The sequence below is a fragment of the Xenorhabdus anantnagensis genome, assembly GCF_028598555.1.
GTDB classification, from domain to species: Bacteria; Pseudomonadota; Gammaproteobacteria; order Enterobacterales; family Enterobacteriaceae; genus Xenorhabdus; species Xenorhabdus anantnagensis.
The window spans coordinates 378,041-395,036 of the sequence record NZ_JAQRFN010000001.1 but is presented as its reverse complement, the minus strand read 5'-3'; the positions used below and the strand labels follow the sequence as shown (position 1 = coordinate 395,036).

At 42.8% G+C, this 16,996-nt stretch carries 11 protein-coding genes, 1 pseudogene and 1 riboswitch; of the genes and pseudogenes, 3 read left to right on the top strand and 9 right to left on the bottom strand.

The genetic code is table 11. The annotated features are described in order from the left end of the window. Window positions 1-121 precede the first annotated feature (121 nt). A pseudogene (locus tag PSI14_RS01555) lies at window positions 122-211 on the bottom strand (lipid IV(A) palmitoyltransferase PagP); the annotation flags it as partial. A gap of 579 nt (window positions 212-790) precedes the next feature. Here PSI14_RS01555 and cspE point away from each other — a divergent pair. Both cspE and thiD read left to right on the top strand, forming a co-directional pair. Continuing rightward, entirely contained in the window at window positions 791-1,000 is a 210-nt protein-coding gene (gene cspE / locus PSI14_RS01550) for a transcription antiterminator/RNA stability regulator CspE (RefSeq protein WP_273555938.1), read from the top strand. A gap of 124 nt (window positions 1,001-1,124) precedes the next feature. Next, window positions 1,125-1,217: riboswitch (TPP riboswitch) on the top strand. A 44-nt stretch (window positions 1,218-1,261) separates the two neighbouring features. Then, the gene (gene thiD / locus PSI14_RS01545) at window positions 1,262-2,059 is read left to right on the top strand and encodes a bifunctional hydroxymethylpyrimidine kinase/phosphomethylpyrimidine kinase (protein ID WP_273574074.1); all 798 of its coding nucleotides are present in this window, start codon (window positions 1,262-1,264) and stop codon (window positions 2,057-2,059) included. A 107-nt stretch (window positions 2,060-2,166) separates the two neighbouring features. Here thiD and fbaB read toward each other — a convergent pair whose 3' ends face one another. The 3 genes from fbaB to PSI14_RS01530 form a co-directional block, all read right to left on the bottom strand. Further along, window positions 2,167-3,216, bottom strand: a complete 1,050-nt coding sequence (fbaB, locus tag PSI14_RS01540) for a class I fructose-bisphosphate aldolase (RefSeq protein WP_273574073.1) — start codon at window positions 3,214-3,216, stop codon at window positions 2,167-2,169. 612 nt (window positions 3,217-3,828) lie between these two features. Beyond that, window positions 3,829-5,205: a prephenate-dependent tRNA uridine(34) hydroxylase TrhP gene (gene trhP, locus PSI14_RS01535; protein ID WP_273574072.1), complete on the bottom strand. Its 1,377-nt coding sequence runs from the start codon at window positions 5,203-5,205 to the stop codon at window positions 3,829-3,831. 198 nt (window positions 5,206-5,403) lie between these two features. Further along, window positions 5,404-5,748: a YegP family protein gene (locus PSI14_RS01530; RefSeq protein WP_273574071.1), complete on the bottom strand. Its 345-nt coding sequence runs from the start codon at window positions 5,746-5,748 to the stop codon at window positions 5,404-5,406. Between the two features lie 256 nt (window positions 5,749-6,004). Here PSI14_RS01530 and PSI14_RS01525 point away from each other — a divergent pair, with 256 nt between their 5' ends. After that, window positions 6,005-7,159, top strand: a complete 1,155-nt coding sequence (locus PSI14_RS01525; RefSeq protein ID WP_273574070.1) for an MFS transporter — start codon at window positions 6,005-6,007, stop codon at window positions 7,157-7,159. Window positions 7,160-7,348: 189 nt separating this feature from the next. Here PSI14_RS01525 and baeR read toward each other — a convergent pair whose 3' ends face one another. From baeR to PSI14_RS01500, 5 genes are read right to left on the bottom strand one after another with little or no spacing between them, the layout of a single operon-like run. Further along, window positions 7,349-8,056, bottom strand: a complete 708-nt coding sequence (gene baeR / locus PSI14_RS01520) for an envelope stress response regulator BaeR (protein WP_273574069.1) — start codon at window positions 8,054-8,056, stop codon at window positions 7,349-7,351. After that, a complete protein-coding gene (baeS, locus tag PSI14_RS01515) occupies window positions 8,056-9,456 on the bottom strand; it encodes an envelope stress sensor histidine kinase BaeS (RefSeq protein WP_273574103.1) in 1,401 nt (466 codons plus the stop codon). The genes baeR and baeS overlap by 1 nt, the downstream gene beginning before the upstream one ends. Window positions 9,457-9,464: 8 nt before the next feature. Next, window positions 9,465-12,572, bottom strand: coding sequence for a multidrug efflux RND transporter permease subunit MdtC (mdtC, locus tag PSI14_RS01510; protein WP_273574068.1), 3,108 nt, complete (start codon window positions 12,570-12,572; stop codon window positions 9,465-9,467). Next, window positions 12,569-15,724: an MdtB/MuxB family multidrug efflux RND transporter permease subunit gene (locus PSI14_RS01505; protein ID WP_273574067.1), complete on the bottom strand. Its 3,156-nt coding sequence runs from the start codon at window positions 15,722-15,724 to the stop codon at window positions 12,569-12,571. The genes mdtC and PSI14_RS01505 overlap by 4 nt, the downstream gene beginning before the upstream one ends. Further along, complete coding sequence (locus PSI14_RS01500; protein ID WP_273574066.1) at window positions 15,724-16,962, bottom strand: MdtA/MuxA family multidrug efflux RND transporter periplasmic adaptor subunit; 1,239 nt, start codon at window positions 16,960-16,962, stop codon at window positions 15,724-15,726. Before PSI14_RS01500 ends, PSI14_RS01505 begins: the two co-directional genes overlap by 1 nt. Window positions 16,963-16,996 lie beyond the last annotated feature (34 nt).

Sequence of the window (16,996 nt, the reverse complement as noted above, 5' to 3'; positions counted from 1 at the left end):
AGTTTTTTCAGTCGGTATAATCTCCGGCTGAAAAAACTCTAAGTGTCAATCCCCATCTATTTTTAAGCCATCAAGATCATTAAGTATCCACATTTTTTGAAATCCGTAGTCAAACCCCTTAGGGTATTTCATTATACCTATCTGTCTTTTCTTTATCGTAATCGTAGGTGAAACGATTATTCCATGTGATCACGGGTAAATAGATATCATTTTAAACGCCAACTACTTCAGTACAATGTACTTAATGGGTTCAGTTTATCGTATAGAGGTAAACATATGGAGAAATAGCTAAAAACGTCTTATAAATATTATAATTGAATAATATTTAATAAATGATAGATAAAAAATAAGTTGGTTACATATAAAATAATTATATTGTATGTCCAAAAATGATGATTGAAATTAATCATTCTTTTTATAGTTATCTAAAATGGATTTTGTATAACGATAACTCTCTGGTCTACAACATAACAGATGTGAAAAACAGCACTATGTATTAAACTAATTAAAGTGATTCCTTTGGGTTAAAATTTTATTCTTCCTTTTATTCATATGGTTAGGTTACTTAAAGATTATTGGGTAATTTCAAATTGGAACAGAGATTAAGAGTTTTAAATATGTGCGTTGGCTCCAGCACCTGAAAAAAATGGCTTGCGATTATATAAAGAGTATGTGATAAAACATGTGGGTAAACGAAGTACTATTCTGTTAATTAATAACAGAAACTAATATGGGTTTGTTTATTTTCATGCCAACAGGCTAATAAAGTGATTCAAAGGAAATTTTTGAAATGGCAAAAATCACTGGTACTGTGAAGTGGTTCAACGAGTCTAAAGGTTTTGGTTTTATTACTCCAGCTGATGGTAGCAAAGATGTATTTGTACATTTTTCTGCAATTATGAAAGATGGATTTAAAACATTGTCTGAAGGCCAACAAGTTGAGTTTGAAATTCAGGATGGTCCTAAAGGTCCTGCTGCTGCAAACGTATCAACTTTATAGTAATAAATTTAATTTGGTTAGTATTTGATCGCTGGCTAAATATATTTATCGTCAGTCTGGTTTTATTATCTGATGATAAGTGATTGCAAATATCACTCTATTGGGATACTAATAGAGTGATTTTTATTTTGACTCGGGGCGTTCTTTATTGAACTGAGAAGTACCCGTATTACCTGATCTGGATAATGCCAGCGTAGGGAAGTCATGGTATCTCTAGTTCCGATACCCGCTTTTCTTTAGCTGGTGGTAGGAATCACCATTATGAGAATTAATTCACTGACTATCGCAGGAACAGATCCTAGCGGTGGAGCCGGCATTCAGGCCGATTTAAAAACCTTTTCCGCGCTTGGTGCTTACGGTACGACAGTTATCACTGCGTTGGTTGCGCAAAATACAATGGGCGTACAATCGGTTTATAACCTTGACCCTCTCTTTGTTGCTGCTCAGTTAGAATCAGTGCTTTCAGATGTCAGAATAGATAGTGCCAAAATTGGTATGTTGTCGAATGCTGCCAATATCGTGGCAATAGCAGAAGCATTGCATCGTTATCCTATTCCCTACATTGTATTGGATACTGTTATGGTGGCGAAAAGCGGTGATCCCTTGTTATTACCGGAGGCCATTACAACGATGGTAGAACAATTATTGCCAATCGTCTCTTTGATCACTCCCAACTTACCGGAAGCGGCAGCTATATTGAAATGTGATCTTGCCAATACCGAAGATGAAATGCGACAGCAGGGGCACGCATTACGTTCAATGGGATGTCAGGCGGTTTTATTGAAAGGTGGACATTTGACGAATACGGAAAGCCCTGATTGGCTTTTTACCCCGGAAGGGGAGTGGCGTTTTACCGCTCCGAGAGTAAATACACAGCACACTCATGGAACGGGTTGTACTTTGTCTGCTGCACTTGCTGCATTGCGCCCACGTTATTCAGATTGGCAAAGTACACTGCCGGTTGCGAAAACATATTTACAAAATGCACTAATGCAGGCGGATAGTTTAGACGTTGGTCATGGTATTGGGCCAGTACATCATTTTCATCAATGGTGGTGAATTGAGAATTTTATTTTCTCTGAAAAGACTTTCTTTGGATAATATCGTGCTAAATAATGGGGATACAGAGATCCCCATCTTAACGCTGGTGTGCCCAGAAATTTAGATTAGGCGATAGTAATTTTCTTATCGAGATAGACATCCTGTACGGAGTGGATCAACTCAACGCCTTCTTTCATCGATTTCTTGAATGCTTTGCGGCCAAGAATCAATCCCATACCTCCGGCACGTTTATTGATGACAGCAGTGCGGACTGAATCACTTAAATCATTATCTCCGGAAGCACCGCCTGAATTGATTAATCCAGCGCGCCCCATATAACAGTTAGCAAGTTGATAGCGAACGAGATCAATCGGATGTTCAGTGGTCAAATCACTGTAGACGCGTTTATCTGTGTGCCCGAATCCAATTGCAGTATAGCCGCCATTCGTTTCAGCCATTTTTTGTTTAACAATATCGGCACCGATTGTTGCTGCCAGATGGTTTGCTTGACCGGTTAAATCAGCGCTGGTGTGGTAATCAACCCCATTTTTCTTGAAGGCTGAATTGCGCAGATAAGCCCATAATACGGTGACCATGCCTAGTTCGTGAGCGCGTTCGAAAGCGGCTGAAATTTCTTCTATTTGGCGGCGTGATTCGGGAGAGCCGTAATAGATTGTCGCACCTACCGCAACTGCACCCATGTTAAATGCTTGTTCGACACTGGCATACAACGTTTGATCATATTGAGCCGGATAGGTCAACGCCTCATTGTGATTAAGCTTAACCAGAAATGGAATCTTATGGGCATAACGACGAGAAACAGACGCCAGAACACCATAAGTTGAAGCAACACAGTTACAGCCAGCTTCAATTGCCAGTTCAACGATATTTTTGGGATCAAAATAGAGAGGATTGGCAGCAAAAGAAGCGCTGGCAGAATGTTCAACTCCCTGATCTACTGGCAAAATTGAGAGATAACCAGTGCCTGCCAGACGGCCATGATTCAGTAAGGTTTGCATGGAACGAAGGACAGTATTGGGGCGGTTATTTTCAAGCATTACTCTATCGACGAAATCTGTGCCTGGGAGATAGAGATTTTCACGTGGAATAGTATTGCATTGATGTTGCAATAAACTTTCTGCGTCTTTTCCTAACAACTTAGCGATATCAGTCATAATTGACTCCAGTTTGCAAAAGGCGCTGCTGATTGTTGTTTATATTCGCGCTGATCACAAGGTAAGTAGAGAGGGAAGCCGCAGTGGATCGCTTCAGTTAATACAAATGTTGCTAAAATTTAATCATTTTGCATAACAATAAAGAGAAATAATATGTATCTGGCTGGGTTTATTTGGATTGTTGATAAGTAAATATTGAAGTCATTCATAGGTTGAATGATTTCGATTGTTTTTTCGTAAAATTTCCTTCATTAAACTGAATAAATTTTAACAATATTTATTGGAATACTGTTTTCTTGGTTATCATAATTAGCGTTACTAATGAGAGTTCAATAAATATTCAATACGAATTAGTAACCATTAAATCAATTTATGTCTAATAAAGGTGGAGGTTTCTTTAATGCATTGAATTTATTGATTTATTTATTCTTTAATGTAAAAGAAAAGGCCAGCCCAAGGGAGATTGAGCTAGCCAAGGAGGTGGTTCCTAGTCTTACAGTAAAACTTTTTTAGTTCTTTATTTTTCAGGGATGATAATACGAGAAATAAAATAGCATTGATGTGATCTGTTTCTAAAAAAATAGATCAATTTCTTTAAAATCTTATTTCTAATTATTTCACTTGTAATTCTTGTGGGTGAGGTGTTCTGGTATTGCCACCTTTTAATTTCCGGACAAGTAAAGCATAATCCAGCTCGATTTCTTCAGGAATAGGAAGATAAACGATATGTCCATCACCCGGCGCAACTTCTATGGTTTGGCCTTTTTTATTTGTCATGGATTCTAACGTAAAATTAATATTGCCCGATGGCGTCATGAGTTCCAGATTATCCCCAACAAGAAATTTATTCTTCACGGCGACTTCAGCCAAGCCATTGACCCGATTACCAGTAAGCTCTCCAACAAATTGTTGAGTGTCTGACACTGAATAGCCGTATTCATAGGTTTGGTAGGCATCATGAGTATGGCGACGCAGAAAGCCTTCTGTATAGCCACGGTGTGCCAAACCTTCCAGTGTGGTCATTAACGTTGGGTCGAAGGGCTTTCCGGCAACGGCATCATCTATCGCACGACGATATACCTGAGCGGTGCGGGCACAATAATAGAAAGATTTGGTGCGGCCTTCGATTTTCAGTGAGTGAACACCCATTTTTGTTAATCTTTCCACATGTTCAATGGCACGTAAGTCCTTGGAGTTCATAATATAAGTGCCATGTTCATCTTCAAATGCTGACATATATTCGCCAGGACGTTTGGCCTCTTCTATCATGAATACTTTATCTGTTGGTGCGCCTTGCCCCAGTGTTGGCTCAATATTTTTGACAGGGATAGGATCATGCAAATGGACAATATTGCCGACAGTGTCTTCTTTGCCTTCCTGCACATTGTACTCCCAGCGACAGGCATTAGTGCATGTGCCCTGATTGGGATCGCGTTTATTGATATAACCCGATAACAGGCAGCGACCGGAATAAGCCATGCACAGTGCGCCATGCACAAAAATCTCAAGTTCCATATCGGGTACTTGCTGGCGGATTTCAGCGATTTCTTCCAGTGAGAGTTCACGGGAGAGAATGACTCGCGTCAGTCCCATCTGTTTCCAGAATTTTACAGTGGCCCAGTTTACAGCATTGGCTTGAACTGAAAGATGAATATCTATTTCAGGAAATGCTTCACGCGCCATCATAATCAAGCCCGGATCAGACATAATCAATGCATCAGGCCCCATTTCCACGACAGGTTTTAAATCACGAATAAAAGTTTTCAGCTTTGCGTTATGTGGTGCGATATTGACGACGACATAAAAACGCTTACCCAAGTCGTGAGCTTCCTTAATGCCCTGCGCCAATGTTTCATGATTAAATTCATTATTGCGAACACGCAAGCTATAGCGGGGTTGTCCTGCATAAATGGCATCTGCACCATAAGCGAATGCGTAACGCATGTTTTTCAAAGAGCCGGCAGGAGAAAGTAATTCTGGAGTAAACATATTTTTAACGTTCTCGGTCTGAGTTCAAGTCAGTCCTTACCCAGACTTCATTATCATTACTAAGGGTAAGGTTTAAAGGAGGGGGATTTTAGCGCCTATACCATCATTAGCACAAATATATTATGGAAATATAATGATGCTACGTCCTGTATAAAACTTGAAGAAAGCGCGCCATTGATGTGGCGCGAGCTAATTTAATTAATCGCGTTTGGTCAGATCACGAATGTTTTCTGTCGGCCCGATTTTCATAACAGATTGCATACATTTCTTCATGCTTGTTTCATTGGCATGATTCTCACTGACGCCAACTATCTGGTGGTTCCGGGCTTTCAGGACAAAATAAGGTTTGCCTGATTTACTTATTCTCACCTCATGGCGGGTCTTATCGGGAGAATTGACTTGCACAGAATGGATACCCTTACTGGCGGCAGCCTTGGAGGTATACATTTCACTGTTCAGAATAATGTCACCCTTTGCCGTCACCAGATTGAAATAAAATTGCCCGTTCTTTGCTTTCTTAAGATCATAATGCCCAGTAGCCATAAGAAATTCTCCTGATTGGGTAATTATCAGTTTAAGTTTAGCTTGAATTTCGTACAGATAAGCGGTTTGATAAAAAATATATCTCTCGTTCCTCTATTTTGTAGAGCACTATGACTATTTTGTATTTGTCGATTAATTTATAACTGCTTCCAAATTGGATGCTGCACGAATATATTACAGTATCTCTTATTCAGAGATAATTACATACCGTAACAATAATAACCTGATTAATTCAGCTTCTCATTAGGAGTTCCGCATGCCGGCAGCTATTTGGGCTCTAGCCATAGCGACATTTGGGATCGCTACAACCGAATTTATTGTCGCTGGTTTACTTCCTGAAATCGCAATCGAATTTAGTATTTCAATACCAACTGCGGGGTATATGGTAACCAGTTATGCACTTGGTGTATTTGTTGGAGCACCTATTCTAATAATATTGGGGGGACGAATAGAAAGAAAAAAGATGCTTTCCGTGTTAATGATATTATTTATTATCGGAAATGCGCTGACTACTTTTTCCCTGACATTTTCCCTGGCAATTATCGGTCGAATTGTGGCCTCTTTGACCCACGGTGCTTTTATGGGAATCGGTGCGATTATTGCTGCTGAGCTGGTGCCGGAAAATAAAAGAACTACCGCTATTGCATTTATGTTTAGCGGAATGACACTTGCCAACTTGGTTGGTATCCCGCTTGGAACATGGATAGGGAAAGCAATTTCCTGGCGCGTCACTTTTGCAATAATTACTGTCATTGGCATTATTGCATTGTTCGGGATTTTAAAGTTATTACCTAAATTCGACCAGAAAGCACCCGCCAGTATCAAAAAGGAATTGTTGGCTTTCACCAATATCCATGTCCTTTTGGCGATGGGGATCACAGTGTTGGGTCCGGCTGCATTTTTCACAACTATTACCTATATTGCTCCATTAATGATCAATATTGCAGGGTTTTCTGAGAGTGCAATAACATGGATTCTGCTGGTTTTGGGGCTAGGTTTTTTCTTTGGCAATATTGTTGGTGGGAAACTTGCCGATAAGGCAATGATGCCATTGTTATATTGGACTCTAGGACTACAATCCTTTATTTTGTTTGTTTTCTGGCTTTATGGCGACAATCAATTCATTGCCTGTTTGAGTATATTTCTAATGGCAGCATGTGGTTTTGCCACAGTATCGCCAATCCAGCGTCTGGTGATGGATAAAGCTCAGGAAGCTGGTGCACCTAATCTTGTTTCTTCGGTTAATATTGGATTTTTTAATTTGGGCAATGCAGTCGGTGCATGGCTGGGTGGTGTGATTATCGCATCTAATTATGGCTACACAACTCTCAATCTGGCTGGTGGTTTATTAGCCTTGATGGCCCTGTTATTAGCTGTTATTTCGGGCTTGCTTGATCATAAAAGAACTTAAGCATATACCCTTAGTCTTTCAAGTTGCCTCTTTGTTGGCTGCGCTCCCTTGCTGCCGCGACGCATCTTGAAATCCATTGGGTATAGTCTATAGTCTATAGTCTTAACAGTAACTGACATCATTATTAATGTTGGTTACTGTGCCAACGTTGCAAATAGTACTCAATAAAACCAGTTGTGGTGAATATTGTTACATCAAACGACAAATTTCTGCTTCCCATCGATAACCCAAGCCATAAATGGAGCGGATAAAAGATTTATCTTCATCCAATTGCTCCAGTTTTCTGCGTAAATTTTTAATGTGGCTATCAATAGTACGGTCATTCACAATGCGATGATCGTTATAAAGATTATTCAATAACTGATCACGAGAAAAAACACGTCCTGGTTGAGTGGACATAATTTTGAGCAAGCGGAATTCAACCGGAGTGAGTTCAAGCACTTGTTCAAGGTAACGAGCCTGAAAGTGGTTTTCATCAATGGTCAGTGAGTTTTGCTCGCTAATGATATCTTTTGGGCGGTAACAACGACGCAAAATTACTTTTACTCTGGCGACGATTTCCCGTGGGCTGTACGGTTTGCAGATATAATCGTCAGCGCCAATTTCCAGACCGAGTAAGCGGTCAATTTCCTCTGTTTTTGCTGTCATCATTACAATCGGGATATCTGAAAACTTGCGGATATCCCGACAGATCGATAATCCATCGAGGCCGGGCAGCATAAGGTCAAGCAAGATAATATGGGGTTGGTATTTTTGAACATGAGCGATGACTTCATCACCACGTGTGAGCCATTGGGTTTGGTAATCCGCAGATTGTAGATAATCAACCAGCAATTGCCCCAACTTTGGTTCATCTTCAACGATTAGAACAGTATTTCGGGTAAGATGTGTACTCATTATGTTTCAAGTTTACATGTTTCAAGTTCAGACGATTTAATCAGCGGTAGTACTACGTGAATTTTAATGCCGCCTAAAGGTGATATTTCTGCACGAATTATTCCATCATGGGCTTCAACGATATTATAGCAAATTGCCAGCCCAAGCCCTGAACCTCCGCTTGCACGGTTGCGGGAAGATTCACATCGGTAAAAACGCTCAAAAACCCGCTGGCATTGCTCAACAGTCAGTCCGGGAGCACTATCCTGTAAATCGAATATCCATTTTTGCTGATCAGAATGCCCACGAATAATCACTTTTCCGTGCTTATTGGTATAACGTAGGCTATTTTCCAGCAAATTGTGAAATAATTGTGTCAGTCGATTCGGATCTGCAAATAATGTCACATTTTCTTTTAAATTCAATTCTAAAGAGATTTGTTTATCTGCAAAGCGGCTATGATAATTTGCCACGGATATTTGCAGTAATTCACTGACATTAATAGATTCTTTTCTATAGGCCAGTGAACCTCGATTAGAAAGGGATAATAAATGCAAATCGTCTACCAATTTTGTCAGGGTAGCCACTTCTGTGAGCAAAGAATGGATAGTTTCCTGTGTTGGCTTCCGCAAACCATCTTGCAAGGCTTCCAGCTCACCACGCAAAACAGAAAGTGGGGTGCGTAGTTCATGGGAGATATCGGCCATGTAATCACGGCGCATTTGCTCATTTTTTTCCAGCGTGCTGGCAAGCTGGTTAAAATCTGATGCTAATTTACCGATTTCATCTTTACTGGATGGAATGACACGAACAGTAAAATCACCTGCGGCGAGTTTATGTGTACCTTCCACTAGTCGCTTAACGGGTCTTAAGAGACCGCGAGAGAAAAGAAAAGTGGCGATCAGTGCCAATAAAGTTGAAAAACCCGCAATAACCCAACTAGTGAATTGCTGCTGGTGGGCGAAACTAATGTCGGCCTGACGGGTAATTTTGTCAGATGGGCTGACAATGACCCAACCGACAGTCTTATTTTGATAGGTGACTGATTTGCGATAACTCCTCGCTGGAATATCACTAGAGTGCCCCACTAAACGATTCATTTGAGCGTCAACAATCCAAAATTGAGGGCGCAAACCATGAGATTTGGTTTTCTGATGGAGATCGTTATCCTGTTCAATTGTGCGGATAATTTGAAATATCGCTCGATCATTTTGAGTCAGAAAATGCCAATTACCTTGTTTCTGGTATTGTTCTGTTAATGCTTCCGCCAGCCTATTCGCCTGCATTCGGCTATTTTGTTTGATATAGCCAATAAAACTATGCTGAAAACTGACATGGACTCCCCAGTGCATTGTGACCAATACCAGCATACAAGTAGCAAAAATTGCCAGAAAAAGTTTAGTTCTGATCCCCGTTTTTATCATGTATTTCATCTTGGCTCAGTTACCCGAGTTGGGGAGATGTTGAGAGTTGCCTGACGATGACGCCATTTTTCACGCAGTCGGTCAAAAAACAGATACACCACCGGGGTGGTATACAGCGTGAGAAGTTGACTTACCACCAGACCACCAACAATTGTGATCCCCAGCGGGAAGCGTAATTCAGCCCCATCCCCATTGCTCAGAACCAAAGGTAAAGCACCAGCCAGAGCAGAGAACGTCGTCATCATAATCGGACGGAATCGCAATAAACAGGCCTGCAAAATCGCTTCCTGGGCACTGAGTTTGCCACTTCGTTGCGCTTCAAGGGCAAAATCCACCATGATAATGGCGTTTTTCTTGACAATACCGACCAACAGCATAATTCCAATCATAGCGATTAGGCTAAATGGAGTATTGAATAGTTCCAGAGCCAACAAAGCACCTATTCCCGCAGAAGGCAGGGTAGAAAGAATTGTCAGGGGATGGATGTAACTTTCATAAAGCACCCCGAGCACCAGATAAACAGTGACGATGGCAGCAAGGATCACCAGTAGTTGGGAGCGCTCACTCTCTTGGAAATCCTGTGCTGTACCAGCGAAAGAGCTACGCACTGCTGAAGGAACGCCCAGTTCTGTTATTGTTCTTTCTATTGCACTGATTGCATCGGACAACGTATAGTCGGGTGCCACATCAAACGCAATAGTAGAAGAAGCTGAAAGCCCCTGATGATAAACGTCCAGTGGTGCATTAGAAGGATACCACTGTGCAAAGTAGGAGAGGGGAATGCGTTCTCCCTTGCTATTAATGACAAACATTTTCTCCAGCGCGCTGGGATCTTGGTTATATTGCGGAGCAACTTCCATGACTACTCTGTATTGATTCAGCGGTTCGTAAATCGTGGAAACTTGCCTCTGTCCAAAAGCGTTGTTGAGCAAATTATTTGCTTCGGCAACATTAATGCCCAAATGAGCCATAACATCACGATCATAGGTAATCGCTATTTCAGCAGCTTTAGCCTCTTCATCGTCATCAGCATTGACATCCACCAATTGAGGTATTTTTTCCAATGCTTTCTTAACAATAGGACTCCATTTACGCAGCTCGCCAAAATCATCAGACAGTAAATTAAACTGATAAGTTGATTTAGCTCCCCGTCCTCCGCTTCTTAGATCTTGAACAGGAACTAAATATAAGCGTGCTCCTGCTTCATTGGTCAGTTTGCTTCTTAAGCGGGTAATAACTTGCTGGATACTTTCGGTACGTTCTTTCAATGGCTTCAGAGAAATAAACATAGAGCCTGTATTGATGCTGTCACCACCAGTAGAACCCACGACATTATCCACGGTTGGATTGTCATTGATGACCTGCATAAAGCGTTTCATTTTTTCACGCATGGCCTGAAATGAAATACTTTGGTCAGCTACCACAAAACCCAGCATTTTCCCCGTATCTTGTTTAGGGAAAAACGTTTTTGGGATACTGATATAGAGCCAGATATTCAGGGCAATAATGCCAAGCAATGTCAGTAATACCCAACGAGTATGATTGAGTATCCATTTCAATGAACGACCATAGCCTTGCTGAATTCTCAGCAATACCTTCCCGAATCCCCGTGCCTGCTTCTGTGTGTTTGCTGGTGTGGACTTGAGTAAGTAAGCACACATCATCGGGGTCAAGGTCAGTGAAATGAACAAAGAAATCCCGATGGCGGTTGTAAGTGTGACAGCAAAATCCCGGAATAATCTGCCGAGTAACTCATCGATTAATACGAGGGGAATAAATACCGCAACGAGTGAAAGGCTCATGGCCAATACAGTGAATCCAACTTCTCTGACCCCTTTGAGAGCGGCTTGCACGGGTTTTAACCCGGCATTCAGGTGGCGGGAAATATTCTCCAGTACCACAATGGCATCATCGACAACAAATCCAGTGGCAATGGTTAATGCCATCAACGAGAGGTTGTTCAAACTGAAACCACACAAATACATGGCGGTAAAGGTGCCAATCAGTGATACCGGAACAGCAACTGCCGGAATCAATGTCGCCCGACCGGAACGTAAAAACAGGAACACGACCAGAATCACCGAGGCAACGGCAATCACTAGTGCACTTTTTACTTCTTGCAGGGAAGTTTGAATAGCCGGTGAACGATCCTGAGCAATGTTTAGCTGAATATTGGCAGGTAAAGATGCTTGCAGATTAGGAAGTTGCTCACGAATGCGTTGGACGGTTGAGATAATATTTGCACCCGCTTCACGACGGATAATAAGAACAATAGCAGACTTATTTCCGGACATGCCTGCTGCGCGAATATCCTCGACAGAGTGCTTAACATTTGCGACATCCTGCAACCTGACAGGTGCTCCATTATTATAATGCACAATAATTGAGCGGTAACTGTCAGGCGTTTTCAGTTCGTCATTGGTACGTAGCTGCCAAGTCTGTTTATCGGAATCAATATGCCCCGTTGGAAATTGGACATTAGCATTATTGATGGCATTACCGACATCGTTAAGAGAAACACCTTGATTGAAAAGTGAATTTGGGTTTAGTTCAACACGTATTGCCGGTAATGAACTACCGCCGACACTGACTTTGCTGACGCCTTCTATCTGGGAAATCCTTTGGGCCAATCTGGTAGAAGCAAAGTCATACAGTTGGCCCTCACTATAATTGTCAGAAGTAAGGGTCAAAATCATAATCGGGGCATCTGACAAATTGGCTTTATAATATCTCGGTTTGCTTGGCATACCGGAAGGCAATAGGCTTTGTGCGGCATTGATGGCCGCTTGAACATCCCGTGCGGCACCATTGATATCCCGGTTGAGATCGAATTCCAGATAAATAAAAGAGGCCCCCAGTGAGCTGGCGGAAGACATCTCTTTTACCCCTGAAATCCGACCCAATGCACGTTCCAGAGGCGTCGTCACTGAGGATGCCATGGTTTCTGGTGACGCGCCGGGCATAGAAGCGCGAACCGTTATCACGGGAAAATCAACTTGTGGTAGCGGTGACACAGGCAGCAAGAAAAAACTGAATGCACCACAGAGAGTGATGGCTAAACTCAGCAATGTTGTAGCAACTGGCCGCTGAATAAATAGGGCGAAGAATTTCACAGCGGCTCCTGATGATTAACTGAGGATTTATCAAGCCTTATTTGCTTATCTTTACTGTTTTTTCGGTAATAGCATGCCAGCTGATCAAACAGCAGATAAATAACGGGGGTTGTGAACAAGGTTAGAATCTGGCTCATGATCAGGCCCCCGACCATGCTTGCACCTAAAGGACGACGCAGCTCCGCCCCGATACCGGTACTCAACATCAGTGGCAATGCTCCCAGCAGTGCTGCCATTGTTGTCATCAAGATTGGCCTGAAACGCAACAAACAAGCTTGGTAAATGGCCTCATAAGGCGTCATTCCTTTTTCCCGCTCTGCTGCCAGAGCAAAATCGATCATCATGATGGCGTTTTTCTTCACAATGCCGATCAAGAGAATGATCCCAATGACGGCGATAATATCTAACTCATAGCCACCGATCATCAAAGCCAGCAATGCACCAACACCTGCGGTAGGTAAGGTTGACAAGATTGTAACGGGATGAATAAAACTTTCGTACAGTATACCGAGTACGATATACATAGCGACGACAGCCGCCAGAATCAGCCAAAGGGTGTTACTGAGTGCATCTTGGAACGCCAGCGTTGCTCCCTGAAATTGCGTAATGATGTCTTTTGGCATTTGGATCGCCCGTTCTGTTTCATTGACGGCATTGACTGCTTGTTCAAGGGAAGCATCTTTCGCAACGTTGAATGAAAAAGTGGTGGAAGGAAATTGTTGTAGATGATCGATAGACAAATTCCCCAGCCGCTGCTCGACGGTTGCAATGGCATTGAGAGGTACCATTTTTCCATCATTACCGGTCAGATAAAGATTATTCAGCGCTTCCAGCCCTTGAGCATTCTTCGTATCTTGCTCAAGGATGACGCGATACTGATTTGATTGAGTGTAAATAGTCGAAATCAGGCGTTGGCCAAAAGCGTTATACAAAGCATTATCCACCGCAGCCATAGAGATCCCAAATCGGCTGGCCATATCTCTATTCACATTGAGATAAGCCACTAGCCCTTGATTTTGCCAATTGTTACCGATATCTACCAACTCTGGTCGTTGTTTCAGGGCATTTTGCAATCTAGGAACCCAGACAGCGAGTTCATCAAGTGAAGTGGCCTGCAATGTAAATTGATATTGCGTGCGCGATAATTGGGTATCAATTGTCAAATCCTGTGTTGGTTGCAGGTACAGTGTGACATCAGGGATTTTGGCAATGCGCGCCTGTAGACGTGGGATGACTTCGTCAATGTGAGCGTCACGTTGGCTGAGTGGTTTCAACGTGATTTGAAGACGAGCATTATTCAAGGTTGGATTATTACCATCAACGCCGATAAATGTCGCGATATTATCCACAGCAGGATCTTTTAATAACAGAGTCGTGACTTGTCGCTGTTTATCCGCCATTGCATTGAATGAAATGGATTGTGGCGCTTCCAGCGTGCCCTGAATCAGTCCGTTGTCTTGCAGGGGAAAGAATCCTTTGGGGATCATGATATAGAGCAGGGCAGTCAGAGCCAACGTACCGAATGCAACACTCAGTGTAATCCAAGGGTGATTTAACACCCGTTTCAGGAAGACAGCATAGATTGCAATCATGCGTTCGAAGAAACGTTCGCATGCCTGTTCGAAGCGATTGTGTTTAGTATCGGCTTCGGGTTTCAACATCCTTGCGCACATCATCGGCGTTAGCGTCAATGACACAACAGCAGAAATTAAAATGGCAACAGCAAGGGTAATGGCGAATTCCCTGAACAGCCGACCGACGATATCTCCCATAAACAACAGAGGGATCAGGACGGCAATTAATGAAAAAGTCAGGGAGATAATAGTAAAGCCGATTTCTCCCGCCCCTTTCAGCGCAGCCGCCAGAGGTTTTTCTCCCCGTTCAATGTAACGAGAAATATTTTCTATAACGACAATGGCATCATCCACGACAAAACCGGTTGCAACGGTTAGCGCCATTAAAGTGAGGTTATTGACAGAAAAGCCGCAAAAATGCATAACAGCGAATGTACCTACCAGCGAAAGCGGTACTGCAATACTTGGGATCAAGGTTGCAGTGACATTGCGCAAAAATAGGTAAATCACCATGACGACCAGTGCGATAGCCAGCAATAGTTCAAATTGAACATCCTTGACTGAATTGCGGATCGAAATCGTGCGGTCTGTCAGTAGTTCTACATTGACGGATTTGGGCAGGCTGCTAATCAATTCTGGCAGCATGGTACGAATATTATCCGTAGTCTCAATAACGTTCGCTCCGGGTTGGCGCTGAACATTAATAACGATGGCCGGCTTCTCATTTGCCCATGCGCCTAATTTGCTATTTTCCACACCCTGTTCAATGGTGGCGACATCACGCAGACGAATCGGAGCATCATTTTTGTAGGCTACGATTAAATTGCGGTAATCATCGATAGATTTCATTTGATCGTTGGTGGATATAGTAATGGAGCGGGTTGGCCCGTCAAAACTGCCTTTTGCCGAATTCACGTTGGCTTTCATGATGGCAGAACGGATAACATCGCTATCTAATCCTTGTGAAGCCACGGCCTGTGCGTTCAATTTCACACGTACAGCGGGGCGTTGCCCGCCAGCCAAAGTGACCAAACCGACACCACTGACTTGAGAAATACGCTGGGCAATGCGGGTTTCCACCATATCTTGCACCTGAGTCATCGGCAGGGCATCAGACGTTACAGCCAGCGTCAATATGGGGGGATCAGCCGGATTGACTTTGCTGTAAATTGGCGGATAAGGCAGATCTTCCGGCAATAGATTACTGGCTGAATTGATCGCCGCTTGCACATCCTGCTCTGCCACATCCAAGGGCAATGAGAGCTGGAATACCAGTGTGATAACAGAAGCTCCACCAGAACTTCTGGATGACATTTGTTTTAAGCCGGACATCTGGCCAAACTGTTTTTCCAGCGGAGCGGTAACGGCGGATGTCATCACATCCGGATTAGCACCGGGATACAGAGTTACCACTTGAATTGTTGGATAATCGACTTGCGGCAATGCAGAAACTGGCAGCATCCGATAACCAATTATCCCGGCCAGTAAGATCGCAACCATAAATAGCGTCGTGGCAACAGGACGCAGGATAAACAGGCGAGATGGCCCTCCGCCTGTCATTGAAGAATCAGATTGCATTAGGAATTCTCCACCTTACCGTTTGATTTTTCTGAACTCTTCTCATTTTTATCTGCATCAAGTGATTCGATTGCCAAGGGTTTGACAATCTCGACTTTGGCACCTTCGGTCAGGCTGTCAATGCCATCAGTGACGACGCGATCACCGGCTGACAGGCCACTATTAATGACCACCAACTGATTATTTTGCAGTCCCGCAATGACCTTGTGTTTGCTGACTTTATTGTCTTTATTTATTTTCCAGACGAAATTACCGCTATTTCCCATTTGTAATCCAGCCGTTGGAATAACAACGACATTATTCAGTGTATTGACCTTCATCTGGATATTGACGAATTGATTAGGGAACAGTGCATTATCTTGATTATTAAACTGAGCTTTCATCTTGATTGTGCCAGTAGCTACATCAATTTGGTTATCAATACTGAATAGTTTCCCTTGCGCCAATTGTCGCTGGTTATTGCGATCCCACGCGATGACAGCGACCTTTTCGTGATCTTTCTGAGCTTTTAACACGGTGCTAATATCGTTTTCAGGCAGGGAAAACAGCACATTAATGGGATCGACTTGTGTAATGACCACAATGGGAGTTGCACCTGCACCAGACACATAATTGCCGACATCAATGCGCTTTAATCCAACGCGACCAGAAATAGGCGCCGTAATACGACTGTATGTCAATTTCAATTTGGCTTCATCAATATCGGATTGAGTGGCTTTCACGCTGGCTTCACTCTGACGAACCAAAGAGATTTGCTTATCCAGATCCTGTTGGGAGATAAGTTTACTTTTCGCCAATTGCTGAAAGCGGAGCAAATCCTGTTTAGCATTGGTCAACGTTGCCTGATCTTTGGCATATTGCCCCTGCGCTCTTGCCAGTTTGACTTTCAGGGGACGAGGATCGATTTCCGCCAGTAAATCGTCTTTTTTGACATATTGGCCTTCATTAAAATGTAAAGCCATTAACTGACCTTCCACTTGGCTGGTGACAATCACTGTGTTCGCCGCCATAACCGTTCCTAATCCGCCTAAATAATGAGGTACAGATTTGATTTCAGCCGTTGCTACCTGCACGGGAGGATGGGTTGGATTGTTTAAATTCCGTTCTGATTTTGAACCCTGAGGGTTATTTGATGATGAAGGGGCGTTGAAGTGTTTCCACGTGAAGAAAACTGCCGCGATGATCACGGCTAGCGCCGCAGCGAGACGGAAAAAATAGGAACGGCTTTTGTTATTCATTTGCTCGACATTCTCTTAATGTAGTGGCAGTAAT